A 20,040-nucleotide genomic window follows, 5' to 3' on the forward strand; every position below is an offset into this window, starting at 1 on the left:
CCCGATAACCTGCTCCAGCCAGAAACAGGTGTCTTATGAAAATACAATCAATACAACTTAAGCACGCTTTACACTTTACCGATTTAAAAGCTGAGTTTCATTATCACGATTTGCCGATTAGCTTAATTTTAGGCGAGCAAAGTAGTGGTAAAACATCTCTTTTACGTTTGAGCTATCAAGCACTCACATGGTTTGCAGCACGCTACAAAGACCTTCGTACAGCAGGTGTGGTCATGCTCGATCAAGACATTATGCTTACGCGCTTACAGTCTAAAATTGATATTCAAATTCGCTTTCCAGAAGATATTGGGCATTTTCCAGAAAGCCCAGATACAAGCAGTGAAGATCCTCAGCTGTGTCGCTGGCAACTGTATAAAACCATCAATAGCCAAGGCATTGGCATTAGTAAGGTCGACACCCAACAACTTGAAGATTTGGTGCTTATTTATCAACGCGCCATGCGTGATGATCCTCTTTTGGGCATGCCTTTAATTGCCTACTACCCTGCGGAACGCTTTGTAAACGATGTAAATTTGCTGAATAAAAACAATCCCGCAATTTTTCAAGCTACTTATGCTTATGAAGTTTCAGCTATCCCCTTTACAACCTTTAGCCGTTTCTTTGAATGGTTTCGTGAAGTCAGTGATATTGAAAATGCTCAAAGCGCGCAATTAATCCAACAGATTTTAGCAAAAAGCCAAACCACAACTGAGTCTGATAAATCACAACATTTTTTAGAACAACGCCTACTTCAAGCCCAGAGTGAAATGCACGCGCCTGCTTTGGCAGCATTAAGACATGCCATTCGTATTGTGTTGCCTGAAATCAGCAATGTTTGGTTGCAATATCACCCCAAGCTACAGTTTATGGTGAATTATGATGGCCAGATCATGATGTTTCAGCAACTCTCCAACAGCATCCGCAATCTGGTTGCACTGGTTGGCGATATTGTTCGCCGCTTATGCCTATTAAACCCCGCCAGCCTCTACCCTTGCGATGAAGGCGATGGGATATTGATGATTGATGCCATCGATTATCAATTAGATGGCAATATGGCATCCGTGATTTTAGAACGTTTGCATCAGGCTTTTCCGCGCTTACAAATTCTTGCTACGGGTGAACGACCTGAACTGTTAGAGCGCGCCTCACGTTTTCAATGCTTAAAATTGGATCATCAACAGCTACACAGCATTCACCCTGAAGCATGGCAACAACAATTTGAACAGATCTATGAAACGCTACATTTAGACGACAACCCAAACACTGAGGATATCGTTGCACCACCCATAGAAATTTTAGAACCTGAAGTTACACCTGTGCAGCGTCTATTGAATCAAATTAGTGAACAGCTGAATGAACAACAGCGAGCAGAACTGATTCAACTCTTGCAGTTAGAGCGTCAAAATCCAAATCAACAACATTTACTCTAACCCTTAAGCCCAAAAGTCATTTTGGGCTTAACATTTACAATACGGCCAAAATGCCAAGCGGACTGTACAATACGCCACCCCATGCATTAAAGCATGAGGTATATAATAAGCTTCTCTTGCATAAAAAGATTGAAGTTGTGCATTGCCTGTAATATGATCGGTTTTACTTGCAAATTTCATATTCAAATCGGAATTTGCTATCGCTTATTTGCTGCGCAATACAGCACTTTATATTTTTAAACACATAAATGCTTTCAAGATTAAGTTTTGGGCTACTCTTTGCGGTCCTCCAGTCCTTGAAAGATTGAGATTCACTCTAGGCTTCGGCCTAATCACGACAATGGATACGAGTGTGCTGCCGATTATTATCTTGTTACCTTTAGTTTTAGGCACAATCCTTATCCCATGGCTGAAACAATTCTCACGAGGAGCGACAGCCTTTGGGGCAATTGCTGTCAGTTTGAGTAGCCTAACCTTACTCCTGACACAAGCCAAAGCTGTTTTTAATGGTCAAGTGATTTTAGAAACTTGGCATTGGCTACCGCAATTGGGGCTTAACCTAAGCTTTCGCTTAGATGCATTGGGTTTGTTATTTGCCTTGCTTATTACAGGCATCGGAACACTCATTTTCATCTATGCCTATTATTATCTCAGCCCAAAAAACTCCCTCAGTAAATTGTATACACTCCTCATGCTGTTTATGGCAGCGATGCTGGGAATTTCACTCTCCAATAACTTAATGTTGCTGTTGGTATTTTGGGAGCTAACCAGTATTTCCTCTTTCTTACTGGTGGGCTATTGGAGTAATTATGAGGCTGCGCAACGTGGCTCACGCATGGCGCTGACCATCACAGGGATGGGCGGGCTATGCATGCTAGGTGGATTTATCTTACTTGGGCAAATTACTGGCACCTATGAAATAGACCAAATTTTAACGATGGGTGGCTTAATCCAAAGTCATGCGCTCTTTGTCCCAATGCTCCTACTCATCTTAATGGGTGCATTTACTAAAAGTGCGCAGTTCCCTTTTCATTTTTGGCTACCCAATGCAATGGCAGCACCAACGCCAGTTTCTGCGTATTTACACTCAGCAACCATGGTAAAGGCGGGTATTTTCTTACTGGCTCGTTTACTGCCTATTTTTGCAGGAGCAGCGCTGTATCATAATCTGGTGACCTTTATCGGGCTGTTTACTCTCTGCATGGCAGCATTCTTCGCCATTTTCAAAGAGGATTTAAAAGGCCTACTCGCATATTCAACCATTAGTCATTTGGGCCTTATTGTTTGTTTATTGGGGATCGGTTCGCCTTTAGCGGTAGCGGCGGCCATTTTCCATATCATTAACCATGCGACCTTTAAAGCCGCACTGTTCATGATTGCAGGCATTATTGACCATGAATCAGGTACGCGTGATTTACGTAAATTAAGCGGTTTATGGCAATTACTGCCTTTTACTGCAACACTTACCATGATTACTGCCGCCTCTATGGCAGGCGTACCATTGACCAATGGTTTCTTGTCTAAAGAAATGTTCTTTACTGAGTTATTGGCCAATTTAACTGGCCCAATCATGGTGGGTTCTGCAGTCGTTGCGACCTTTGCGGGCATCTTTGCCGTGGCGTACTCTGTTCGCTTAGTACATGGCGTATTTTTTGATGGTCCAGTTGGTAAACAAGTACCCAATAAAGATGCTCACGAACCGGCTTTTGGCATGCGTGCTCCAGCAACATTGTTAGCGATTTTATGTATTTTAGTCGGCTTACTCCCTGCCCTTTTAGTCGAAAATATCGTTAATCGTACCGCACAAGCCAGTACTCAAAATTTTGCTTTTGAAGGCACCCATCTGGCCATTTGGCACGGTTTTAATTTGCCTTTACTGATGAGTGCGATTGCTTTGGTCGGCGGGATCATTTTCTATTTTGCTTTGGCCAAAGGCGGACGTATTCGAGAAATTGACCTTGATCCACTCTTAGGTAAGTTCCAAGGTAAAGTTCTGTTTGAGCTGTTCTTGAAGCATTTATTATTAAATTCACGCAAATTTAAACGCGCCACTGAAACAGGTTCACTGCAACGCTACCTCATGTGGATTGTGGTATTTAGTATTTTTGTGATGGCGTTGCCTCTAGTGTCTCAAGGCTTAATAACAGGTACGCGTGAGCTTACTAGTGCCCCTCTCATTGCGATTGTACTTTGGTTGCTGTTGTTCTCTGCTTGTTGGATGATGCTGTGGTTTCATCACGAACGCATTAAAGCCGTGTTGATTAGTGGCGCTGTAGGCCTTGTGGTGACCATGGTCTTTGTCTGCTTCTCTGCACCAGACCTTGCCCTAACACAAATTACTGTGGATGTGGTCACTACCGTACTACTCCTCATGAGTTTATCGCTGTTACCACAGCTGACCCCTTATGAATCAAGTGTTTCACGTCGTTGGCGTGATGCACTTATTGCGATTGCAGGCGGTGCAGGTATTGCATGGATCAGCTGGCTCATTTTGACCCGTGATCATAATTCAATTTCATGGTTCTTCATGCAGCAATCCATTCCTCTGGGTGGTGGTACCAATGTCGTGAATGTCATATTGGTCGACTTCCGTGGATTCGATACCTTTGGTGAAATTACCGTATTAGGCATTGCGGCGATTGGTACACTGTGCCTGATGGATGGTATGCGGGCACACGGCACTAGTATTACGCAAGGTCTGACCTATCGATTCAATCCTTCACCTTTAATGTTCCGTATAACAGCTTCTTGGATTTTACCTTTAGCGCTGGTGATTAGCCTGTACATTTTCTTACGTGGCCACAATCTACCAGGTGGTGGCTTTATTGCAGGTTTAATTACCTCTTTGGCCTTGGTCATTCAGTACATTGCACTCGGTCAAGACTATGCAGAGAAACTGCTCAGAGCAAAATCAGGTCGTTTATATGAAGTATGGATTGGTATTGGACTCGTCATTGCAGGCCTCACAGGGATCGGTGCATGGTTCTTTGGTCGTCCGTTCCTCACCAGTGCACATTTTTATGTCTCGCCACCAATCATTGGTGAAATGCATTTAGCCACTGCGGCCTTATTTGATGTCGGTGTTTATATCACCGTCGTAGGCGCCACAATGCTCATGATTTCAGTATTAGGCGATTCACGTCACTCCAGTATGTCTGGCCCAGTACCAAAAGGATAAGCACATGATCAGTTTAGAACTTCTAATGGCTTCTGCGATTGGCTTACTGACCGCAACAGGCATTTACTTAATTCTCCGTGCACGTACTTTTCCTGTGGTTCTCGGTCTTGCCATGATTGGTTATGCCGTCAATTTATTTTTATTTGCCATGGGACGTATTCAAATCAATGCGCCAGCCGTATTGACTGAAACGACTAAAACGACCGACCCACTCCCACAGGCTTTAGTACTCACTGCTATTGTTATCGGCTTTGCCACCACTGCATTTATTGTGCAATTGGCACTGCGTAGCCGTTATGAAACAGGAACAGACCACGTTGACTCTAAAGAAGAAATACCAGCAATCGATTCGCGTGAGGATGAGCCATAATGACTAGTTTTATGCACTTCTTTACGCAACATACCCCGATTTTTAGTATTTTAATTCCAGCGTTTACAGCGTTCTTGTTGGTGTTACTCGGCAACCCTGGTTCTGGCTCATTAGCACAAGACCGTCGCCAACCTTGGCGTCGTGGCCTCAGTTTACTGTCCCTGATTTTGGGCGCATTCACCTCAGTTTACTATTTAATCCTTGCCAGCTCGGGCGATGTTCAAGTCTATAACCTCAGTGAGTGGGCAGCACCGTTTGGTATTGTCTTGGTGCTCGATCAGCTTTCTGCCTTTATGCTGGTGTTAACTTATGCACTGGCCCTGCCCGTCATTTGGTTTGCCAGCAAAGAATGGGATGAACGCGGACGCTATTTCCATGCTATGTGCCATTTTTTATTGATGGGCTTATGTGGCGCATTTCTAACAGGCGATTTATTTAACTTATTCGTCTTTTTTGAAATTTTGCTTATGGCATCTTATGTTTTGCTGTTGCATGGTCAAGGCAAAGCACGCTTCCAGCTTGGCATTCACTACGTCACCATTAATCTATTGGCTTCTGCACTGTTCTTAATTGGTTTAGGTTTAATTTATGGCAGTGTCGGTAGCCTCAACATGGCCGATGTCGCACGTTTAATGCCTTTACTGGAAAATGATCAGCACCGTCTGGCCGTTGCTGGCGGATTACTGCTGTTTGTCGTCTTTGGCATTAAAGCAGCCATGTTGCCTGTAGGTTTTTGGCTTCCAAAGACCTATGCGGTAGCAACAACACCTGTGGCAGCATTGTTTACCATTATGACCAAGGTCGGCATTTATGCGATTTTACGTATTAATGGAACGGTATTTGACGATGCTGTGAGCCAAAACATTCTACAAGCCTTATTGCTTATCATTGGTTTAATAACTTCTGTTTATGGCGTAATCGGTGCAATCGGTGCAGAACGCCTGCGTCGCTTTGTGGGCTTCATGATTTTATCGTCTATCGGTACAATTTTAATTGCCCTTTCACTGATGAATACCCAAGCTTGGGCCGCAGCCCTGTACTACCTTGTGCACAGTACCATCATTGGTGCCGCATTTTATTTACTCTGTGGCTGGATTACCTCTCAACGAGGCGAGTTTAAAGATCATTTTAAAATTGCACCACAGATGAAGCAACACAAGGTTGTTGCCCTTACCTACTTTATTATTGCGCTGATGATGGCTGGTTTACCGCCTTTTAGTGGCTTCTTAGGCAAAGTCTTCATTTTGCAATCGACTGCAAGCTCGCCATATCAATTGCTGATTATATTGGTGGTGCTATTGGTGAGTTTACTCAGTATTTTGGCCATGACACGTGTCGGCTTTATTCTGTTTTGGCGTTCAACCCAACCAGAAGATAATCCTGCTGAAAAAGCCTATACCGCTTATCAACTCTTGCCAGCGGTTGCACCCAAACGTAATGATAAAACCATTTATATCCTTCTGGCAGGCTTACTCGCTTATATGGCATTTGCTGCGCCTATTTATCAATATACCTATAGTACAGCAGCACAAATCCAAAATAATGCCCTGTATGAAGGCCTATTATTGAAAAAAGATGAAACAGGCGAAATCATTAGCGTACAGCCGTTTGATCCTGAAAATCTGCCCGAAACCAAATATGGTGGCGAAGTCATCGACCCGAATGCACATTTGATCCCGTATTTAATTCCTGAGCAAACCTTAAAAGGTGGGCACATTTCTGAATTTAAACAGCGTCAAATTCAGGGACAACATCAAGCGGATTCACAGCCAGAGAATGACCAATTAAAACCAATGGAGACACCTTGAATATGAAAAATAGTTCTTTTCTAGCTCGTTGTTTTCCACATCCGTTTGTCTCCATTCTCACGGGCTTAAGCTGGCTCATGTTGGCGCATAGTATTGATCCTGCATCACTACTTATGGCAGTCATCCTTGCTATTGGTATTCCTTATTTAGTGAAACCCTTTATTGCACACACCCCAAACATTAACTGGTTACGTGCAATTCAATTAGCTTTTGTTGTGCTGTGGGACATTATCGTGAGTAATATCCATGTAGCTAAATTGGTATTAGGACCAACAGATAAATTGCATCCAAAATGGTTTCGTGTGCCTTTAGAAACACAACATGAAGAAGTAAATACCTTATTGGCGATGATCATTACCACCACGCCAGGCACCGTCTCTGCAGGGATCGACCAAGACCGTGGTGATATTTTGGTTCACGCTCTCAGCACAGATGACACTGAATCGGAAATCCACACCATAAAAATGCGTTATGAACAACCACTTATGCAAATTTTTGGGGTTCAGTCGGGAGAGCATGCATGATCATCTTACCTTATGCACTTGGAATTTGCCTGATTGCAGTCACCATTTCTATGCTCTTATGTCTCACTCGATTGGTCATAGGGCCATCCATCGTAGATCGACTTTTAGCACTCGATACCTTGTTTTTGAATGCCACTTGCTTGATTGTGATCTTAGGTATTTATTGGATGAGCACCTCATTATTTGAAAGTGCGCTCTTGGTCGCAATGCTGGGCTTTGTTTCTACAGCAGCCCTTGCTCGCTACTTTACCACTGGCCATGTGATCGATTAAGGAGCAAGCATTATGCAATTGTTAATGGAAATCTTGGTTTCGTTCTTCTTAATTTGTGGCGCTTTCTTCATGTTGGTTGGTGGAATTGGTATGGTCCGCCTCCCCGACTTATTTATGCGTCTGCACGCACCCACCAAATCAAGTACATTAGGACTCGGTAGCTTTTTAATTGCAGCCATGATTTATTCTGCATTCCAAGGCCGTTTTGGTTTTCCAGAGCTCTTACTCACACTATTTGCTTTCATTACTGCACCTGTATCTGCCAACTTAATGGCACAAGCCGCTTTACATCTGCGTTTACGCTCAAAAGGTGGCGAAGTACCTGAAGCTTTAAACCGCCCATTGCCTTGGCAACGTACACGCCGTCGTGCATTTCATCAGAAATCATCGCAAGATGATGTGAAATAGCTTTGTTTTTAAATTAGTAGCCATAATCTAAGCACAATATTTAAAGCCATAAAAAAGCCACCCGAAGGTGGCTTTTTTATTTGATCTCCAATGAGACCTTACTCATCATCTTTTTGTGTTGCATCTGCAGGAGGTAAATCCTTCACAGCTTCAGCAATCAAACCAAACATATAGTTACCATACGCATTGGTTTTATCGTAGTGAAAACGCAAGCGCGGTGTAATACGCGTCTTAATGCGGTGACCTAACTCATGGCGCAAGAACCCTGATGCTTTATTTAAAACATCTAAAGTTTCTTTGTTTGCCTCTTCGTTTTGGTCATCACCAAGCTCACGGCCCATGACGGTCACGTAAACTTCTGCATAGCCTAAATCAGGACTGACCTTCACCGCAGAGATGGTCACTAGACCACCTAAGCGAGGATCTTTCAGCTCTTGACGAATTAATTCAGACAACTCACGTTGTACTGTATCCGCCATGCGCTTCAGACGTTGACTGCCTGCCATTACAGACTCCGTTTAACCAATTGAACATCATAAACCTCAATCTTATCTTGAGCTTTGATGTCTTTATAGCCTTTAACTGCCAGACCACATTCCATACCGGCACGAACTTCTTCAACCACATCTTTATAGCGACGTAGAGATTCAAGCTCACCTTGGAAGACAACCACATCATCACGTAATACGCGAATTGGTTTGTTACGATGTAGCATACCTTCAAGTACCATACAGCCTGCAGCCGCACCAAATTTACTTGAGTGGAATACTTCACGTACTTCAGCAACACCAAGGATTGTTTCACGGTGTTCAGGTGCAAGCTTACCGCTCATTGCATCTTTCACGTCATCAATCAATTGATAAATCACTGAGTAGTAACGAATGTCGATACCGTCTGCATCTGCTTTTTGACGTGCAGTATTATCAGCACGTACGTTAAAGCCAAGAAGTACAGCTTCTGAAGATTCAGCAAGTGTTACGTCAGACTCAGTGATTGCACCAACGCCCGAACCAATAATACGTACTTTCACTTCATCAGTTGCAAGATCAGCAAGTGCTACATGTAGTGCTTCCAAAGTACCACGTACGTCAGTTTTAAGCACAACATTCACAATAGGAACATCTTTCTTGCCCATAGACGCCATGATGTTTTCAAGACGCATTGCAGATTGACGCTCAAGACGTTTTTGACGTTCACGATCCATACGTGCATCAGCCACTTCGCGTGCTTTTTTCTCGTCGCTTACAACAAGAACTTCGTCACCCGCCATTGGCGCTTCTGGAAGACCCAAGATTTCCACAGGAATCGAAGGACCAGCAGATTTAATACGTTGACCGTTTTCATCTGTCATTGCACGTACACGACCGTAAGATGCGCCTGCAAGAACAAGGTCACCTACTTTCAATGTACCGTTTTGTACAAGAATCGATGTTACCGCACCACGGCTGTTATCAACACGTGCTTCGATTACCACACCTTGCGCTGCACCTTCTTCTGATGCTTTCAACTCAAGCATTTCAGCTTGGATTGAAATAAGGTCAAGTAATTCATCAATACCTTGGCCAGAATGTGCTGAAACCATTGCAACCGGTACATCACCGCCCCATTGTTCAGGTACGATTTCTTTGGTTGTCAATTCGTTCAATACGCGATCTGGATCTGCAGATTCTTTATCCATCTTGTTGATTGCAACAATGATTGGAGTACCCGCAGCACGCGCATGGTCAATTGCTTCCGCAGTTTGTGGCATTACACCATCATCTGCTGCTACAACAAGAACCACGATATCTGTCGCTTTCGCACCACGTGAACGCATTGCAGTAAATGCTGCGTGTCCCGGAGTATCTAGGAAAGTGATAATACCTTTGTCAGTTTTAACGTGATAAGCACCGATATGCTGTGTAATACCGCCCGCTTCGCCTTGAGCCACTTTGGCACGACGAATACGGTCAAGAAGCGATGTTTTACCATGGTCAACGTGACCCATGATCGTAACAACTGGCGCACGAGTAGATTGCGCACCGCGCGCTTCTTCAGCAGCTTCAAACAAGTTATCTTCTGCTTGCGTTTCAGAAACTAGAACTGGGTTATGGCCCATTTCTTCAACAACAAGAGCAGCAATTTCTTGATCAATCGCTTGGTTTTGCGTAACTAACTCACCCATTTTCATAAGTGATTTAATAACTTCGCGCACCTTGATTGCCATTTTTGCAGCTAAGTCAGCAACAACAATCGTAGAACCGATTTCTACATCATAAACTTGTTTTTTAACTGGTTTTTCGAATCCATGCTTGTTTGCTTGGCTTGATTTTAAACCACGTTTATGTGAGTTATCACGGAAAGACTGCTCTTCACCACGGCGACCGCCTTTTTTCGGTGAACGTGTATTATTCGTGTTTGTACCACGTTTAATTTCACGGTCTTCTTTCGCAAATGAATCTTCATACGCCTGACCTACAAGGCCAGCTGCCAATGGAGAATCATCAATCACACGAATAGTCGCTGTTGTATCTTCAGCAGAATATTTCGATGCCATTTGACGCATTTGCTCAAGTGTACGTTGTTGTGCTTCTTCAGCAGATTTACGACGTACTGCTTCTTCAGTTGCTTTTAACTGAGCCGCTTGTTCTTCACGCGCTTTTTTCTGTGCCAATGTTTCAATTGGTTTAGAAATCGGTTTGTTGTTTGACTTGCGTTTAACAACAACCGCAGCTTTAGGCGTTTCTTGTTTCGCGCTTTCTTGCTTTGCTGCCGCACGCATTGCTTCTAAAGCTTGTTTTGCTTTAGATACTGGTTGAGCAGTTGCTTCTTCTTTTGCAGATGCAACTGGAGCAACAGTTTCACGTGCTTTTTGATCTGCTTGAGCTTTAGCCAAAGCTTCCGCTTTAATTTGTTCTGGATCGGGCTTAACAAATGTATGCTTCTTACGAACTTCTACATTAATCGTTTTTGCCTTACCTGATGTACTTGCCACTTTAGCAGTACTGGTAGTTTTACGTTTCAACGTGATTTTTCCTGCATGTCCATCGTCTTGACCATGAACTTTCTTCAAATGGTTAACGAGAACATCTTGTTGTTCGGTGGTAATAATATCATCAGATTTACCTTGCGGTAGACCTGCATCACGAACCTGTTCCAGCAGCGTCTCAACGGGGCGACCCACGCTCAGTGCTAACTCTTTAATCGACTTGTCCGCCATATATTACCTCCTAGTTAAACCATGATTCGCGCGCTTTCATAATTAGTTGACCCGCTTTTTCTGAACCTAAACCTTCGATATCTGAAATATCGTCAGTTGCTTGGTCAGCTAAGTCATCTACAGTTACCACACCGCGAGCAGCAAGCGCATACGCGATCTCTTGTGTCATGCCTTCCATTGCAGCTAGCTCTGGGCTCGGCTCTTGAACATTTTCCTGTTGTTGTAAAGCATCTGCCAATGCAACTTCTTTCGCACGACTTTGCAATAATTCAACAGTTTCAGCATCAAGCTCAATCTCGTCGAAAGTTTCTGCAGGAACATATGCAATTTCTTCGAGAGATGTGAAGCCCATTTCTACTAGCGCCATTGCTAAATCTTCAGCAATATCTAAACGAGTCACAAACATATCTAAATATTGTTGTGCTTCGTTTTGTTGACGCGCGTAGTATTCTTCTTCCAGCATCATGTCTAGCTTATAGCCAGTCAATTCAGATGCTAAACGTACGTTTTGACCTTGAGAACCAATAGCACGAGCCAATTGATCACTCGCAGCGAAAATGATATCTGCAGTATGTGCATCTTCATCAATAACAATACTTGATACATCCGCTGGCTCAAGCGCACTTGCAATATACTGCGCTGGATCATCTGACCACACGACAACATCAATACGTTCGCCATTAAGCTCTTGTTGTACCGCTTGGATACGTGTACCACGCATACCAATACAAGCACCTACTGGATCAATACGATGATCGTTTGTTTTCACAGCGATTTTAGCACGAACACCTGGTTGACGCGCTGCTGCTTTAATTTCAATGATCTCTTCAGAAATTTCTGGAATTTCTTTTTTCATTAAAGCAATCAGCATTTCTGGCTTAGAGCGTGACAATAATAATTGAGCGCCACGGCCTTCACGGTTCACACTATATAAAATCGCGTTTACACGTTGTTTAGGACGCAAAATTTCTTTTGCAATCATTTCTTCACGTGCAAGATATGCTTCAGCATTGTCACCTAAGTCGATGATAAAGCCATCTTTGGTTTGTTTTTTAACTTCACCGTAGATTAACTCACCCACTTTAGATTCATAAGCATCTGCAACCAATGCACGCTCAGCTTCACGAATCTTTTGTACAATCACTTGTTTCGCAATTTGCGCAGCAATACGGCCAAAATCAATCGATTCAACTTCAAGCTCACGAATATCACCAATAGACCATTTTGCTGGATCTACATCTGAAATTGCATCTTGACATGCAGGCATTTCATGATCTTCGTCGGCAACAACTTCCCATTGACGGAAAGTGCTGTAATCGCCAGTTTTACGGTCGATTTCCACACGTAAACGCGCTTCTTCCGAATGTGTGCCTTCATAGAATTTCTTTTTCGTCGCTGCAACCAATGCTTGCTCTAGCGCTTCAAAGATCGCCTCACGAGGTACACCTTTTTCGTTACTAACCGTTTCTACCACGGTAAGAATTTCGCGTGCCATAAGTCACCTATTCGTTCAGATTCTTATTTATAGAATTAATCTTGGTAGATCAAATTTGCTTTATCAATATTGTGGCTGTCGATTTCAAGCACTTGTTGCTGTTCGACTTCCACTTGAATAATTTCATTTTCTAGATCTACAGCCACCAATTTAGCCTGAAACTTACGGCGGTTTTCTACAGCACTAATTAAGCGTAAAGCCACTTGCTGACCGATATATCCCGACATTTGTTCAAGTTGGAAGAATGGACGATCCCAACCAGGTGAAGACACTTCAAGTGCATACTCACCTGAAATTGGATCATGTACATCCAGCATTGCGCCAACTTGTTGCGTTACACGTACGCAATCTTGCACGCCAATACCGCGACCTTGTTCAACTTCACCATCTTCATTGATCACAGGTTCTGCGTTGTCATCCACTGCTTTGTCGATGTAAATACGCAATAAAGAACGCTTGCCCTGAGGCATGAATTCAATACCCCAAAGATCTACACCACATGCCTGCACTGCTGGAGCGATTAGATCCTGGAGTGCCTGAGTTTTATTTGATAGCTTCATTTACTCTCGTTAAATTTGTGCGATTCATTGGCCAGAAACAGCCAGAAAACAACCTATAGTGAAGCGTCATTTTATGACCAAATAATGTCGACACTGCACAATAGCCAATAAAAAAGGGCGTAAACGCCCCTAGTATTGCACAGAAAACCAAAGTCCACTGTGCAAAAAGGCCCACCTTTTTGTGAGCCTTTTAGAAACTTGGTAGCGGGAGCTGGATTTGAACCAACGACCTTCGGGTTATGAGCCCGACGAGCTACCAGACTGCTCCATCCCGCATCAACGTGCAAAAATTATATACAATTCATTCCTAATTTTCAATCGAAAACATTGTAATGATTTGCCTGATCGCGTTGCACCGAAGATCAGAAATTGGTAGCGGGAGCTGGATTTGAACCAACGACCTTCGGGTTATGAGCCCGACGAGCTACCAGACTGCTCCATCCCGCACCGACATGCAATTTATATCAACCTCAATAGGTTGTTTATTTATGTTTGCTTCACAAATAAAGTCGATTGGTAGCGGGAGCTGGATTTGAACCAACGACCTTCGGGTTATGAGCCCGACGAGCTACCAGACTGCTCCATCCCGCACCGACATATTATTTATCTCAACCTTAAAGGTTGTTTATTCATGTTGTTTTCACAAATAAAGTTGCTTGGTAGCGGGAGCTGGATTTGAACCAACGACCTTCGGGTTATGAGCCCGACGAGCTACCAGACTGCTCCATCCCGCATCAACAGATTTTAGCTACAAAGCACCAACTTATGTTCTGGATTATAAGTTGGTGCGGAAGGGGGGACTTGAACCCCCACGCCCGAAAGCACTACCACCTCAAGGTAGCGTGTCTACCAATTCCACCACCACCGCAGCTGTCACGCATTCTAGACGCGTCACTCAGAAAAAGAAAGAACTAATTCTGTTTATTCACCGCTTTTTGGTGCAGTTGGCGAAGTTTCAGGCAATTTAGCAGGTGCAACAGGTACATTAGAAATGGCTTTTAAGCTATATGCATCTGTAGATTGTTTCTTCGCAAAAATGGCCAAAGTTAAGCTCGTTACAAAGAATAACGCCGTTAAAATCGCCGTTAAACGTGTTAAAAAGTTACCTGAGCCTGATGCACCAAACACGGTCGCAGCACCACCACCACCGAATGATGCACCTGCATCAGCACCTTTACCATGCTGAACCAGAATCAAAACAATCATCAAAACGGCTAAGATAATGTGTACTACCAACACGAAAGTCTGCATGCTGCACTCCTAATTATTTTGTATTTGCAAATGCCTGAGCAATTTTATAAAACGATTCGGCATTCAGAGAAGCACCACCAACGAGTGCACCATTGATATCCGGACAGGCTGCTAACTCTACTGCATTTTCAGGTTTAACACTACCGCCATATAATAACGCCATACTCTGGCCTGCAGGTGTAATTTGACTAATGCCTTCCCGAATAGTCGCATGCATCGCTTGTGCATCTGCTGGGGAAGCAGTTTTACCTGTGCCAATTGCCCAAATCGGCTCGTATGCAATAACAATATTTTCCCACTGTTCGCCTTCAACAACAGCAGCAATATCACAAATTTGTTGTAATACCACTTGCTCAGCTTGACCATTTTCACGTTGTTCTAGGCTTTCACCGACGCAATAAATGACAGTTAAGCCAGCATTAAGCGCATTTTTAACTTTTTCATTCAAAATATTTGGGGCATCGCCAAAAATTTCACGGCGCTCTGAATGACCTACCAGTACACACCCAATTTGGCTGTCTTTTAGTAATTCAGCACTCACCTCACCTGTATATGCACCAGTACCCGCTATACGAGAAACATCTTGCGCGACCGTTACAATATGACGATTTGCACTTTCTAATTCTGCTTGAATGCTTTGAAGTGCAATACTAATTGGCGCAATACCAATCTGACATGCAGATTCAGCAATTTCTTGATCTTGCAATAATTTTTTTAAGTTTTGAACCAGCTGCTTGGCATCTGCTTGCATTGGATTCATTTTCCAATTGCCAACCACCCAAGGCGTAATCGTCGAACCCGACATATATAACCTATAAAAACTTTCGATGAAAACGGGCACATTCTACACGGAATTGTGAAATTTAATGAAAATTTCCACTGACATTTGAGGATAATTTTTTTATTTGATATGACTGACTAAAATTTATTTTACATTTTTTCTGCTTAGATTAAGGTCCAGTTCAAAGTTTTTCCCGATATTAAGGTAGTGACATCATTTTCAGATATGGTATTTTTATTTAACGAAAGTATAATTTCAATAAAACCAATTATAAACAAATTGAAGCATAGGTTTATTTACGCATGACAGCATTACAAGGTTCTCCACGATTTACAGGATTTATTCGTCGCTTAGTCGACGAAGGGCATATTTCTGCAGAAAACATGCAACAAGCAATGTTAAGCGCAAAAAAAGCCAACCAAGACATCGTAGCCTATCTTGTCAGCGAAATTGGGCTATCTGGCCTCACCATTGCTGAAACGATTTCTATTGAATTCGCTGAACCCGTTTTTGATATTAGCGCTTACGATGCAAGCCAAATCATTCGTGAAGGCTTAGATGAAAAGCTGATTACGCGCTACCGCGTTTTACCTATTTTTAAACATAGTAATGTTCTTTTTGTTGCTACCAGTAACCCAACCAATATTGATGCTATTGATGCCATCCGTTTCAGCAGTAAAATGCAAACTGAAGCGATTATTGTTGAACATACTAAACTCGAAAAACTGATTGAGCAACAATTTGCAGAAGAAAGCACCTTTGAATTTGATGATGATTTTGATTTAGATCTTGATGATGGGTCAAACACCCCTCAAAACCAAGATTCTGAAGATGAAGAAAAAGGCGAAGAAGCGCCTATTGTTAAATATATTAATAAATTGCTGGTCGATGCCATTCGTATGGGTGCATCCGACTTACACTTTGAACCTTATGAAAAAAGTTATCGCGTCCGTTACCGTGTAGATGGCGTATTAAGGAATATCACCAACCCGCCCCTACAATTGGCCAATCGTTTGGCATCACGTTTAAAAGTCATGTCACAAATGGACATCTCTGAAAAACGCGTGCCACAAGATGGTCGTATTAAACTTAAATTATCCAAAACCAAAGCCATCGACTTTCGTGTCAACTCACTTCCAACCTTGTTTGGTGAGAAGTTAGTACTGCGTATTCTTGACCCTTCGAGTGCCATGCTTGGGATTGATGCACTAGGCTATGAGCCAGAGCAAAAAGAGTTATTTATGCAGGCACTTGATAAACCTCAAGGCATGCTACTCATCACAGGTCCAACTGGCTCTGGTAAAACAGTATCTCTTTATACTGGTTTAAACATTTTAAACCGAGAAGACACGAACATATCAACCGCCGAAGACCCTGTTGAAATTAACTTAGAAGGGATTAACCAAGTTAACGTCAACCCCAAAGTGGGGCTGACCTTTGCTGTGGCCTTAAAATCATTTCTTCGTCAGGATCCAGACATTGTTATGGTCGGTGAGATTCGTGATCTTGAAACTGCAGAAATTGCGGTTAAAGCAGCTCAAACAGGCCACATGGTGATGTCGACACTACATACCAATAGTGCACCAGAAACTTTAACCCGCTTACGCAATATGGGTGTTCCCTCTTTTAACATTGCAACCTCTGTCAACTTAGTGATTGCTCAACGTCTGGCACGTCGTCTATGTTCACAATGCAAAGCACCTGTAGACGTTCCACAGCAAAGTTTATTAGAACTTGGCTTTACTGAGGAAGACCTTGCAAATCCTGACTTTCAATTGTATCAACCCATTGGTTGCTCAGAATGTCGCGAAGGCTATAAAGGTCGTGTGGGTATTTATGAAGTAATGAAAGTGACACCAGAAATTTCTCGCATTATCATGGAAGATGGTAATGCGATAGCAATTGCAGATGCTTCAAATAAAGCAGGATTTAACAATTTACGCCGTTCTGGCCTCATCAAGGTTATGCAGGGGGTGACTTCTCTACAAGAAGTCAATCGTGTAACCAGTGAATAATTTAGTATTTATAAAATAAGGATAAATCATGGCTGTCAAAAAAGGGCAGATGATGCCAACCTTCAGTTATGAAGGGGTTGACCGTAAAGGGGCCAAAATTAAAGGGGAAATGCCTGCGCGTAATATGGCACTGGCAAAAGTCACTTTACGTAAGCAAGGGATTACCATCAAGAATATTCGTGAAAAGCGTAAAAATATTCTTGAAGGATTTTTTAAAAAGAAAGTGACGACATTAGATATCACAATCTTTACCCGTCAGTTGGCGACCATGATGAAAGCGGGTGTTCCCCTCGTTCAAGGCTTCGAGATTGTCGCTGAAGGCCTAGAAAACCCAGCAATGCGTGAAGTTGTGTTAGGGATTAAAGGCGAAGTAGAAGGCGGTAATACTTTTGCAGGCGCTTTGCGTAAATATCCACAGTACTTTGACAACCTGTTCTGTTCATTGGTGGAATCTGGCGAGCAATCTGGTGCCTTAGAAACCATGCTGGATCGTGTCGCCATCTATAAAGAGAAAAGCGAAGTACTCAAACAAAAAATTAAAAAAGCCATGAAATACCCTGCGACCGTTGTTGTTGTGGCTTTGATCGTCACAATTATTCTCATGGTCAAAGTTGTTCCAGTTTTTGAGGAACTCTTTACTTCTTTTGGAGCAGATTTACCAGCATTTACCAAAATGGTTGTGAATATGTCGCAATGGACACAGGAATATTGGTTCATCTTAATTATCGTCATTGCTGCAATTGTTTTTGGTTTTCTAGAAGCAAAAAAACGCAGTAAAAAATTCCGTGACTTTCTCGATAAAGCTGCACTCAAGGCCCCTATTTTTGGTGATTTGGTCTATAAAGCAATTATCGCACGTTATAGTCGCACACTCGCAACGACTTTTGCTGCTGGTGTACCCTTAATTGATGCTCTTGAGTCTACTGCTGGTGCAACCAATAACTGTGTGTATGAAGAAGCAGTATTAAAAATTCGTGATGATGTGGCCACAGGCCAACAATTACAATTTGCTATGCGGGTTACCAACAAATTTCCATCAATGGCGGTGCAAATGGTGGCCATTGGCGAAGAGTCTGGTGCTTTAGATTCAATGCTAGACAAAGTTGCCACCCATTATGAGAATGAAGTAGATAATGCCGTGGATGGTTTAACAGCAATGATGGAGCCCCTCATTATGGCCGTGTTAGGTGTACTTGTAGGTGGCCTCGTGATTGCCATGTATCTGCCAATTTTCCAAATGGGTTCCGTGGTGTAATGCTAGATTTACTGAAATACTTAATTCAAAACCCAACTGCGCTTTATTGCGTTGTTGGGATTTTTAGTCTCTGTATTGGTAGTTTTTTAAATGTCGTCATTTACAGAACGCCCAAAATGATGGAGCAAGAATGGCGTACTGATTGCACTCTCCTCCTTCATCCCGAGCAAGCGATCATTGACGAGAGCAAAATCACCTTAAGTCAACCTGCATCGACTTGTCCCAAATGCCACACTCCAATTCGTTGGTATCAAAATATTCCTGTCATCAGTTGGTTAATGTTGAAAGCTAAATGTGGCAGTTGTCACAATCCTATTAGTATTCGCTATCCTTTGATCGAGCTACTCACAGCTGTCTGTGCCTTAGTTGTTGTTGCTGTCTTTGGCCCAACTGTACAAATGTTGTTTGGTCTAGTGCTGACTTATGTTCTGATTGCATTGACCTTTATCGATTTCGATACCCAACTCTTACCAGATCGCTACACCCTCCCCCTAGCTGCCTTAGGTTTAGGTATTAACAGCTATGCTATTTACGTCTCACCGACAGCGTCAATTTGGGGCTACTTACTAGGTTTCCTGTGCTTATGGATTGTGTATTACGCATTTAAAATTATCACTGGAAAAGAAGGCATGGGCTATGGTGATTTTAAATTACTTGCAGCTTTAGGGGCTTGGATGGGGCCTCTTATGTTGCCCTTGATTGTGCTTCTTTCTTCTTTGGTGGGTGCGATTATTGGTATTATTTTGCTCAAAATTCGTAAAGAAAACCAACCTTTTGCTTTTGGACCTTATATTGCCATTGCTGGTTGGATTGCTTTTTTATGGGGTGATAAAATTATGAAGATCTATCTCGGTCAAGTTTAAAAGGCTATTTCGGTATGACATTTATCTTGGGACTTACAGGTGGTATTGGAAGTGGTAAATCGGCTGCCAGTGCATGGTTTGAATCTCAAAATATTACTGTAGTCGATGCCGATATCGTAGCTCGAGAAGTTGTCACTCCAGGGCAAAATACATTAGTCGAAATTCAACGTGCTTTTGGTGAATGGGTTTTACAAGACAATGGTGAATTAAACCGTGTCGCTTTACGTGAGCATATTTTTAAAGTCCCAGAAGCACGTAAAACCTTAGAACAGATCACTCATCCAGCTATTCGTCAATCGATTATTCAGCAACTACAGCGTGCACATAGTGCCTATGTGATCTTGGTTTCCCCCCTGTTATTTGAAACGAACCAACATGAACTTACTGACCATACATTGTTGATTGATGCAAATGAGTCACTACAGATTCAACGGGCTAGCCAACGTGATGGCCAAAGTGTTGAGCAAATTCAAAATATCATCCGAGTGCAAATGCCTCGCGTGAATAAACAAGCGCTCGCAGATGATGTTGTACTTAATGATGGGCACTTAGAGCATTTATATCAGCAGTTAATGACTTTACATGAAAAATATTTAGCGCTCGCAGAAAAAAAGCAGTCTTAATACAGACT

17 protein-coding genes and 5 tRNA genes are annotated in these 20,040 nt (G+C 42.7%); 11 read left to right on the forward strand and 11 right to left on the reverse strand.

The genetic code is table 11. The features are described from left to right. The first annotated feature begins 35 nt into the window (after positions 1 to 35). The 7 genes from D9K81_RS10020 to D9K81_RS10050 all read left to right on the forward strand — a co-directional run bounded on the left by D9K81_RS10020 (position 36) and on the right by D9K81_RS10050 (position 7,990). A complete protein-coding gene (locus D9K81_RS10020) occupies positions 36 to 1,430 on the forward strand; it encodes an ATP-binding protein (RefSeq protein ID WP_120373680.1) in 1,395 nt (464 codons plus the stop codon). A gap of 340 nt (positions 1,431 to 1,770) precedes the next feature. Continuing rightward, positions 1,771 to 4,608, forward strand: a complete 2,838-nt coding sequence (locus D9K81_RS10025; protein ID WP_120373681.1) for a monovalent cation/H+ antiporter subunit A — start codon at positions 1,771 to 1,773, stop codon at positions 4,606 to 4,608. 4 nt (positions 4,609 to 4,612) lie between these two features. Then, on the forward strand, positions 4,613 to 4,978 hold the full coding sequence (locus tag D9K81_RS10030; protein ID WP_120373682.1) for a Na+/H+ antiporter subunit C: 366 nt from the start codon (positions 4,613 to 4,615) through the stop codon (positions 4,976 to 4,978). Next, on the forward strand, positions 4,978 to 6,786 hold the full coding sequence (locus D9K81_RS10035; RefSeq protein ID WP_120373683.1) for a monovalent cation/H+ antiporter subunit D: 1,809 nt from the start codon (positions 4,978 to 4,980) through the stop codon (positions 6,784 to 6,786). Before D9K81_RS10030 ends, D9K81_RS10035 begins: the two co-directional genes overlap by 1 nt. A gap of 2 nt (positions 6,787 to 6,788) precedes the next feature. After that, on the forward strand, positions 6,789 to 7,310 hold the full coding sequence (locus D9K81_RS10040; protein ID WP_120373684.1) for a Na+/H+ antiporter subunit E: 522 nt from the start codon (positions 6,789 to 6,791) through the stop codon (positions 7,308 to 7,310). After that, complete coding sequence (locus tag D9K81_RS10045; protein ID WP_120373685.1) at positions 7,307 to 7,582, forward strand: monovalent cation/H+ antiporter subunit F; 276 nt, start codon at positions 7,307 to 7,309, stop codon at positions 7,580 to 7,582. Before D9K81_RS10040 ends, D9K81_RS10045 begins: the two co-directional genes overlap by 4 nt. A 12-nt stretch (positions 7,583 to 7,594) precedes the next feature. Further along, complete coding sequence (locus D9K81_RS10050; RefSeq protein ID WP_120373686.1) at positions 7,595 to 7,990, forward strand: Na+/H+ antiporter subunit G; 396 nt, start codon at positions 7,595 to 7,597, stop codon at positions 7,988 to 7,990. Positions 7,991 to 8,088: 98 nt separating this feature from the next. On the opposite strand, the gene D9K81_RS10055 is transcribed toward D9K81_RS10050, so the two are convergent. From D9K81_RS10055 to tpiA, 11 genes are all read right to left on the reverse strand, one after another. Further along, on the reverse strand, positions 8,089 to 8,496 hold the full coding sequence (locus D9K81_RS10055) for a ribosome-binding factor A (protein WP_120373687.1): 408 nt from the start codon (positions 8,494 to 8,496) through the stop codon (positions 8,089 to 8,091). Continuing rightward, on the reverse strand, positions 8,496 to 11,189 hold the full coding sequence (gene infB / locus D9K81_RS10060; protein ID WP_106983899.1) for a translation initiation factor IF-2: 2,694 nt from the start codon (positions 11,187 to 11,189) through the stop codon (positions 8,496 to 8,498). Before infB ends, D9K81_RS10055 begins: the two co-directional genes overlap by 1 nt. A gap of 10 nt (positions 11,190 to 11,199) precedes the next feature. Further along, entirely contained in the window at positions 11,200 to 12,684 is a 1,485-nt protein-coding gene (nusA, locus tag D9K81_RS10065) for a transcription termination factor NusA (protein ID WP_106983898.1), read from the reverse strand. A 35-nt stretch (positions 12,685 to 12,719) separates the two neighbouring features. Next, positions 12,720 to 13,244 (reverse strand): ribosome maturation factor RimP, encoded by a 525-nt coding sequence (gene rimP / locus D9K81_RS10070; protein ID WP_120373688.1) that lies wholly within the window; start codon positions 13,242 to 13,244, stop codon positions 12,720 to 12,722. Positions 13,245 to 13,443: 199 nt separating this feature from the next. Next, positions 13,444 to 13,520, reverse strand: a tRNA-Met gene (locus D9K81_RS10075). Positions 13,521 to 13,614: 94 nt separating this feature from the next. Continuing rightward, positions 13,615 to 13,691 (reverse strand) — tRNA-Met (locus tag D9K81_RS10080). A gap of 67 nt (positions 13,692 to 13,758) precedes the next feature. Further along, positions 13,759 to 13,835: transfer RNA gene (locus D9K81_RS10085), tRNA-Met, on the reverse strand. 66 nt (positions 13,836 to 13,901) lie between these two features. After that, positions 13,902 to 13,978: transfer RNA gene (locus D9K81_RS10090), tRNA-Met, on the reverse strand. Between the two features lie 49 nt (positions 13,979 to 14,027). Beyond that, positions 14,028 to 14,112, reverse strand: a tRNA-Leu gene (locus D9K81_RS10095). Between the two features lie 53 nt (positions 14,113 to 14,165). Further along, on the reverse strand, positions 14,166 to 14,495 hold the full coding sequence (gene secG, locus D9K81_RS10100; RefSeq protein WP_120373689.1) for a preprotein translocase subunit SecG: 330 nt from the start codon (positions 14,493 to 14,495) through the stop codon (positions 14,166 to 14,168). A 13-nt stretch (positions 14,496 to 14,508) separates the two neighbouring features. Then, complete coding sequence (tpiA, locus tag D9K81_RS10105; protein ID WP_120373690.1) at positions 14,509 to 15,300, reverse strand: triose-phosphate isomerase; 792 nt, start codon at positions 15,298 to 15,300, stop codon at positions 14,509 to 14,511. A 278-nt stretch (positions 15,301 to 15,578) separates the two neighbouring features. Here tpiA and pilB point away from each other — a divergent pair, with 278 nt between their 5' ends. The 4 genes from pilB to coaE are packed head-to-tail and all read left to right on the forward strand — an operon-like array spanning position 15,579 to position 20,032. Then, positions 15,579 to 17,291, forward strand: coding sequence for a type IV-A pilus assembly ATPase PilB (pilB, locus tag D9K81_RS10110; protein WP_120373691.1), 1,713 nt, complete (start codon positions 15,579 to 15,581; stop codon positions 17,289 to 17,291). Positions 17,292 to 17,319: 28 nt separating this feature from the next. Then, positions 17,320 to 18,546 (forward strand): type II secretion system F family protein, encoded by a 1,227-nt coding sequence (locus D9K81_RS10115; RefSeq protein ID WP_120373692.1) that lies wholly within the window; start codon positions 17,320 to 17,322, stop codon positions 18,544 to 18,546. Beyond that, positions 18,546 to 19,409 carry a prepilin peptidase gene (locus tag D9K81_RS10120; RefSeq protein ID WP_120373693.1) on the forward strand — a complete coding sequence of 288 codons (864 nt, stop codon included), beginning with the start codon at positions 18,546 to 18,548 and terminating at the stop codon, positions 19,407 to 19,409. The genes D9K81_RS10115 and D9K81_RS10120 overlap by 1 nt, the downstream gene beginning before the upstream one ends. Before the next feature lie 14 nt (positions 19,410 to 19,423). After that, positions 19,424 to 20,032, forward strand: a complete 609-nt coding sequence (gene coaE / locus D9K81_RS10125) for a dephospho-CoA kinase (RefSeq protein ID WP_120373694.1) — start codon at positions 19,424 to 19,426, stop codon at positions 20,030 to 20,032. Positions 20,033 to 20,040: the final 8 nt, after the last annotated feature.

Source organism: Acinetobacter chengduensis (assembly GCF_003664645.1).
Classification (GTDB): Bacteria; Pseudomonadota; Gammaproteobacteria; order Pseudomonadales; family Moraxellaceae; genus Acinetobacter; species Acinetobacter chengduensis.